The organism is uncultured Caulobacter sp. (assembly GCF_937900395.1).
Classification (GTDB): Bacteria; Pseudomonadota; Alphaproteobacteria; order Caulobacterales; family Caulobacteraceae; genus Caulobacter.
In genome coordinates this window covers 1-6,756 of record NZ_CALCDX010000032.1, presented here as the reverse complement: position 1 = coordinate 6,756, position 6,756 = coordinate 1, and the positions used below count along the sequence as shown (strand labels likewise).

The 6,756-nt window shown below is 69.0% G+C and carries 8 protein-coding genes; 2 read left to right on the top strand and 6 right to left on the bottom strand.

Annotated elements, in window-relative coordinates; genetic code table 11:
- The 5 genes from Q0379_RS02710 to Q0379_RS02690 form a co-directional block, all read right to left on the bottom strand.
- The coding region (locus Q0379_RS02710; protein ID WP_299003999.1) for a patatin-like phospholipase family protein at positions 1-812 on the bottom strand (812 nt) is incomplete at its 3' end.
- A gap of 15 nt (positions 813-827) precedes the next feature.
- Entirely contained in the window at positions 828-1,520 is a 693-nt protein-coding gene (locus tag Q0379_RS02705; protein ID WP_299003997.1) for a hemolysin III family protein, read from the bottom strand.
- A gap of 119 nt (positions 1,521-1,639) precedes the next feature.
- Positions 1,640-2,410: a sulfite exporter TauE/SafE family protein gene (locus Q0379_RS02700; RefSeq protein ID WP_299003995.1), complete on the bottom strand. Its 771-nt coding sequence runs from the start codon at positions 2,408-2,410 to the stop codon at positions 1,640-1,642.
- A 123-nt stretch (positions 2,411-2,533) separates the two neighbouring features.
- Positions 2,534-3,751, bottom strand: coding sequence for an OmpA family protein (locus tag Q0379_RS02695; protein WP_299003993.1), 1,218 nt, complete (start codon positions 3,749-3,751; stop codon positions 2,534-2,536).
- A gap of 354 nt (positions 3,752-4,105) precedes the next feature.
- Complete coding sequence (locus Q0379_RS02690; RefSeq protein WP_299003991.1) at positions 4,106-4,939, bottom strand: class I SAM-dependent methyltransferase; 834 nt, start codon at positions 4,937-4,939, stop codon at positions 4,106-4,108.
- A gap of 70 nt (positions 4,940-5,009) precedes the next feature.
- On the opposite strand from Q0379_RS02690, the gene Q0379_RS02685 reads away from it, so the two are divergent.
- Entirely contained in the window at positions 5,010-5,420 is a 411-nt protein-coding gene (locus tag Q0379_RS02685; protein ID WP_299003989.1) for a MerR family DNA-binding protein, read from the top strand.
- Positions 5,421-5,557: 137 nt separating this feature from the next.
- Positions 5,558-6,031, top strand: a complete 474-nt coding sequence (locus Q0379_RS02680; RefSeq protein WP_299003987.1) for a nuclear transport factor 2 family protein — start codon at positions 5,558-5,560, stop codon at positions 6,029-6,031.
- 27 nt (positions 6,032-6,058) lie between these two features.
- Here Q0379_RS02680 and Q0379_RS02675 read toward each other — a convergent pair.
- The coding region (locus Q0379_RS02675; RefSeq protein ID WP_299003985.1) for an NAD-binding protein at positions 6,059-6,756 on the bottom strand (698 nt) is incomplete at its 5' end.

Sequence of the window (6,756 nt, the reverse complement as noted above, 5' to 3'; positions counted from 1 at the left end):
CGCCAGTGCAGCAGGGCGTCGGGCATCAGGAACAGCGGCGCGGCGACGCCGCCGTCGACATGCATCTCCTGGTGCGGCCGGCCGTCGACCTCGACGTCGATCAGCTTGGGCGGGAAGATCCCCGGCACCGAGGACGAGGCCACCAGCAGGGTGCGGAACAGCTTCAGGGCGTCCTCGCCGCCTCGGACGGCGATCTCGCCCAGGTCCCAGACCACGGCGCGCTGGCTGTCGAGATTGGTGGTGGCGATCAGCAGCCGACGGCCCTTCAGGTGCTCGGCCGCGACGGCCTCGACCATCTCGGCGTCGACGAAGGTCTCGACCAGGCGGTCCAGCGACTCGCCCTTGAAGATGCTGGGACCCAGGGCCGAGTTCAGGCGACGCAGGCTGAGCAGTTCGGCCGCGTGGCCGCCGACATAGGCGTCGGTCAGGCGCTCGTCCCAGGCCGAGCCCAGAAAGGCGAGCGGGGCGATCAGGGCGCCGGTGCTGACGCCGGTGACAATGGCGAAGCCGGGGCGGCGTCCCGCCTTGGAAAGGCCGGTCAGCACGCCCGCGCCATAGGCGCCGCCCGCCGCGCCGCCGGACAGCGCCAGGATATTGAACTCATCCCGGCTCAGCAGCGAGCGCATCGGCGCGAGGCGATCGGCGGCCTGGCGCAGGGCGTCGTCGGCCTGGTCGACGCTGAGGCGCACGCCCGGGAAGCCGACGGCCTCGACATGACGGTCGTTGGGCGGAGCCGGCAGCCGCTTGCCGCGCAGAGGATCGTTCCGGAAGAAGCCCTGCAGGCTGGCCTTGCCGGAAAGATCCTTGTCCACGCCGCTCTCCAGGCCTTACCGCGCGCCGGCCAGCACGACGCCCAGCAGCACCGCGGCGTAGTGCAGACCCGCGCCGCCGATGACATGGCCGTGCCAGATGGCGCGTCGGAACTTCAGACGCCGCATCAGGTAGAAGATGGTGCCGGTCGAATAGACCAGGCCGCCGATGGCCAGCAGCAGCAGGGCCACCCACGACAGGCCGTCGATCATCGGCTTGATGGCGACCAGGACCAGCCAGCCGAGCGCCAGGTACAGGCCGACCCAGAAACGCTTGTCCAGACCCGGCAGGAACAGCTTGGCCAGCACGCCGACCGTGGCGACGGTCCACACCGCCGTGGTCATGCCGATGGCCCACCAGCCGTGCAGGTTCTGGGTCGTGAAGGGCGTGTACGAGGCGGCGATCATCACGAAGATGCCGGCGTGGTCGAAGCGCCGCAGCAGCGGGCGCCAGCGGGCTTTCGCGAAGTTGTAGGCCGTCGACAGCGACAGCATCAGGATCAGGCCCACCGTGTAGACGCTGACCGCCGCCACCTGCTTGAGGTTGCCGAGACCAAACGCCAGGCCCAGCAGGATGCCGCCGCCCAGCAGGGCGCAGGCCAGGCCCGCCAGGTGCACGATCAGGTCCGCGCACTTGGCCGCCGGCGTCGGATAGTGCGTCGCCGCCGGCTCGCGCGCGACGAGGTCGGTCGTTTGAGTGGTCGTGGTCATGGCCCCGCTCTGTCCGGATGCAGTACGCCCGAACGGTAAGTTCGTTCCGTGACATATAAGCGTCGATCACTATGGCCGCGAAAGGGCGGCGACGACACGATCGGCCACGAAAAAGCGCGTCAGGTCAAAAGGCCGCGGGCGCCGTCGAAGACCAGCTTGCCGCCGACCACGACCAGCAGGACGTAGATCACCTTGTAGAAACCCTCGGCGGGCACGCGCCGCACCAGCCAGACGCCGGCCCAGGTCGAGGCGATGGCCAGCGGCGCCAACACGCCGGCGGTGGCCAGGACCTTGGGCGTGAACTGGCCCAGCGCGACATAGGCCGGGACCTTCATCCAGTTCACGACCGCGAAAAAGATCGCGCTGGTGCCGATGAAGGCGTCCCGCGGCAGGCGGCGCGGCAGGACATAGATCTGGAACGGCGGGCCGCCGGCGTGGGCGATCTGGCTGGTGAAGCCCGCCGCCGCGCCGCACAGGGCGCCAAGCCACGGCCGCCCGGGCGTCGCCTCGACCTGCTCGGCGGCCTTGACCGCGCGCTCGGCCCACAGGCGCTGCAGGGCGAAGGCGACCGAGATCACCCCCACCGCCAGCTCGACCGCCGCTTCCTTGACGAAGGCCGCCAGGGCCCAGCCCAGGAAGACGCCGACAGCGGCCGAGGGCAGCATCAGCAGCAGCAGCCCCTTGTCCCAGCTCTTCCGGAAGGCCCAGACGCTGACGACGTCCTGGATCAGCAGGATCGGCAGCACGATCGAGGCGGCCATGACCGGCGAAACCGCCAGGGCCATCAGCGGCACGGCCACCACGCCGATGCCGGCGAACCCGCCCTTGGCGAGGCCCAGCAGGATCACGGCCGGGACGGCCACGGCGTAGAACAGCGGATCGGTCAGCATCAGGCGGTGTTACAGCCTCGCCGCCGCGCCCCCAAGCCCGATAAGGCCCAAAGAGAAAGGCGCAAAGAGAAAGGGCCCGGCGTCGCCGCCGGGCCCTCCCAAGTCTTCAGGTCGTCGTCGATCTTAGAAGTTGATCGAGATCGTCGAACGACGGTTCAGCGGTTCCTTCACGCCATCACCGGTGGCGACGGCCGGAGCGCTTTCACCCTTCCAGTCGACGCCCAGGACGTCCTTGGAGACGCCTTGCGAGACCAGAGCGTCGGCGACGGCCTTGGCGCGGCGTTCCGACAGCTTGATGTTGTACTTCGGCGAGCCCGAGGTGTCGGTGTGGCCGACAACGATGATCTTCGTCGCCTTGCCGTCGCTCGAGTACTTCGCGGCTTCCGTCACCACCGATTGCGCTTCCGGCGTCAGGACCGACTGGTCGAACGGGAAGTACACGATGAACTCGCGAGCCTCGAACACCGGAGCCGGCGGAGGCGGCGGCGGCGGGGGAGGCGGCGGGGGCGGAGGCGGAGGCGGAGGCGGAGGCGGGGGCGGAGGCGGCGGGGGCGGCGGCGACGCGAACGAGTAGCGGAGACCCACGGTCACCGACTGGTCCTTGTACTGGCCCGAGAAGGCGCCCGGCTGCAGAGCGGAGGAGCCCTGCGACTGCCAGGCATGCTCGGAACCCGTGGTGTAGCGATAGGTGAAGTCGATCTTCAGCTTATCCGTGGCCTTGATCGAGGCGCCGGCGATGGCTTGCCAAGCGATGGCCAGATCGTCGTCATCGACGGTCAGGTTCTGGATCGCCGGATTGGGGATCGTCGGGTCGCTCAGGGCCGGGACGTTGCTGAACTGCCCCAGGGTCTTGACGTCCAGACGGTTAATGCCGACGCCAGCGCCGAGGAACGGATTGAACCAGGCGCCCGGAGCGAAATCATAGATGACGTTCGCCATCAGGGTCCAGGAATCGATCGAACCCTCCGGGGCGCCGCAGGTCGGGGCCGAGACGGTGCGCGTCACGCCCGGGGTGCAGAGACCGAGCGGCTCACGGGTGCGCGCGGCGTTGCCGCGGACGCTCTTCAGGTCGCCCGGACGGTAACCGCCCTCGACTTCGGCGCGCCAGTTCGGGTTGAACTGGTAGCCCAAACGGACGAAGCCGGTCCAGTCGCTGTCCGACTTCCAGCCCCAGTGATAGTGAGCGCCGTCAGGAGCGCTAGCGTCCGACTCGGTCTTCAGACCTTGCGGCCAGTGATAGCCAAGGTCGACCGCGCCGTACCAGCCGGTCTCTTGGGCCGAAACGCCCGACGCGGCGAACACCGCGGCCAGAGCAGCTCCCGCCAGGAGGTTGAGTTTCATTTTTGAAGAGCCCTCTATTGCCCTGCCCAGGCCGGTAACCCGAGCCTAGCGCTGTTATACCAAGGCGAACGCCACGGGAAAGTGTCGGCGAAGACACACTCGGCAGGTTTCGCCCCCTGATTTTTCAAGGGAAAGCTCCACAAGACCGCCCCTCAGAATCGCTTCCGAGCATGCCCACCGACCTCCACGGATTGTGAAGCGTCAGCTTCTGCTGGGTTCGCACGTGAAACGATTGCGCGCAAGGTTTTGTGGAAGGGAAAAGGCCAAGCATTCGCGGATCGTCGCTAAAAAACCGCACCTCTTCGCAGGTCATCGGCCCTCGCCGCTCATGTCACCCCAAAACGAAAGGTCAAGCTAGGCCTTGGCCGTGACCAGCCAGCACGCCGATTTCATTGTCGCGACACCCTCCCGGACGTGAGGCGCCAGGGCGGACTCGACCGCCTGGCCGACCTTACGGCGCATGTCTTCGTCCGCCGCCTTGAGGATCGGATTCAGCGGACCGATCCGCAGGCTCATGGTCATCAACTCATCGAACGACAGCGGACTGGCGACATCGAGCGCCGTGATCGCCACGTCGCGCCATCCGCTTGCGGTCAGGATCGCCCGGACGCGCTCTGGATCGGCGAAGGCGAAGCGACCGGGCGCATCCCTTTCGAACCCCGGCGGCTCGGCGAGGAATGGCGCGGCCGCCTGCAGAGGGATCAGCGCCAGCGGGTTCTCCTCGGGTGAACGCCACGCGGCGAAGGTCAGGCGCCCATCCGCCTTCAGCGCCCCGCGCAGATTGGCGAAGGCGGCGACGGGATCGGGAAAGAACATCACTCCGAACCGCGAAATGACCGCATCGAACACAGGGACGAAAGCGTGGGCCTGGGCGTCGGCCAGCAGGAACTCGACGCCCTCGAGACCCTCCTCGCCGGCGCGTCGACGGGCCAGCTCGACAAGAGCGCCGGAGATGTCGACGCCGACCGCGCGTCCCACAGGCCCCGTCCGCCAGGCGGCTTCCAGAGTGGTCGCGCCTGCGCCGCAGCCCACGTCCAGCACGGCCTCGCCATTGACCAGCCCGGCCGCCTCGACCACCGCCTCGGCGATCGGCGCCATGATCCGGTCCAGCAACGCCTGATGCTCGACCCAGACCTGACCCGCGCGGTCCCAATAGGCCGCCATGTCGCGATCGACGCTCGTGCTCATCTTGTCTCCTCATTGCCATGATCAGCCAGTGGGAAGATCCTGCAAGCTCAAGCGCACTTGAGGTCAAGCGGTGTTCGAGATCGATATCTCCGAGCTTTCCCGGCGGTCCGGCGTCAGGGCTTCGGCCCTCCGCTTCTATGAGGAGAAAGGGCTGATCTCTTCGATTGGCCGCCGGGGCCTCAAGCGCCTGTTCGCGCCCGAGACCGCGGAACGCCTGTCTCTGATCGCCCTGGGCCGCGCCTGCGGCTTCACATTGGACGAGATCGCCGACCTGCTGGATGGGCCCGACATCGACCGGGCCCGTCTCCGGGACAAGGCCGCCCAGCTGGATCGGCGGATCGAGCAACTGACCCGGATGCGCGAGGGCCTGCGCCACGCCGCCGATTGCAAGGTCCCAATCCTGACGGACTGCCCGCACTTCCTCCGCCTCGTGAAGGCGGCGGGCCATCGGCGCCGCCGGTTTCGGGCCGAGGCGGTGTGAAGGCCGCAGGCGCCGGCGCGCGGGCCTGAACGGACCTTGAACACCAGGCCTCCGTCGCCCGGAGGATGACCACGAATTCACGCGACACGGCCCGGCGGATGGGGGATCCAGATCAGCGCTGATCCTGGGAGGCGCCGATGTTTCCGCTTTTCGCCGCGCTGGCCGCGACGTCGATCCTTGTCCCGACACAGCCGGCGCTCACGGCGGCCATCGCGGCGCGCGATACGGCCTTGTTCGACCTCATGTTCGCGCAGTGCGACCCCGCGGCCCTGGCGGCGACCGTGACGGACGACATGGAGTTTTATCACGACAAGGGCGGCGCGATGGATCGGCAGGCCTTCATCGCCGACTACGCCAAGAGCTGCGCCGCCAAGCGCGCGCCCGACGCCTGGCGGTCTCGCCGCGAGTTGGTCCCCGAAACGCTGAAGGTCTACGCCATTCCGGGCTTCGGCGCGGTGGAGGAGGGGACACACCTCTTCTACGAGCGAAAGGGCGAGGGTCCCGAACGCCTGGCCGGCAAGGCGCGGTTCTCGATCCTGTGGAAGCTCGGCGCCGATGGCCAATGGCGCATGGCGCGGACCTTCAGCATCGACCACGCGCCCGCGCCCTGAAGGCTCACCGCCGCGGCGTAGGCCCAGCTAGCGCAGCGACGCGTCCCGCAGCCGCCGGCGCTTGCCGCCCAAGGCGTCGGGGCGATTGAGCTTCTTGCGATATTCGTCCCGGCGCTCGTGGATCGAGGCGATGACCAGGCCCATCGGCACGCCGATGTCGACCAGCACCGCTTCGGAGAGCTGCAGCGAGGCCTCGATGGTCTCCGGCACCGCGTCGGTGGCGCCCAGTTCGTAGAGGCGGGCGGCGTGCCGGGCGTCGCGGGCGCGGGCGACGATGGCCAGCTCCGGACGCGCGCCGCGCGCCGCGGCGACCACCGCCTCGGCCGCCTCGGGCGCGTCCATGGTCACGACCACCGCGCGGGCGGTGGCGAGGCCGCAGCGCTCGAGAAGCTCCACGCGGGCGGCGTCGCCATAATAGATGCGGCGACCCTCGCGGCGGCCCTGCTCGACCAGGCGCGCGTCGCGCTCGATCGCGATCCACGGCAGGTCGTGGCGGCCCAGCATGTCGCCGACCAGCTTGCCAACCCGGCCATAGCCGATCACCAGCACCTGGCCGGCCGGCTCGGGGCCGACGCGGTCCGGCTCGCCCGCCGGGGCCTCGCTGACGGGCGGCTGCGCGCCCTTTCGCCCTAGGCGCGCGCCCAGCGCCGCGAGGCCCGGGATCAGGAACATGGTCAGGGTCGCCGAGACCAGCACCGCCTGGCCGATGGCCGGCGAGACGACCT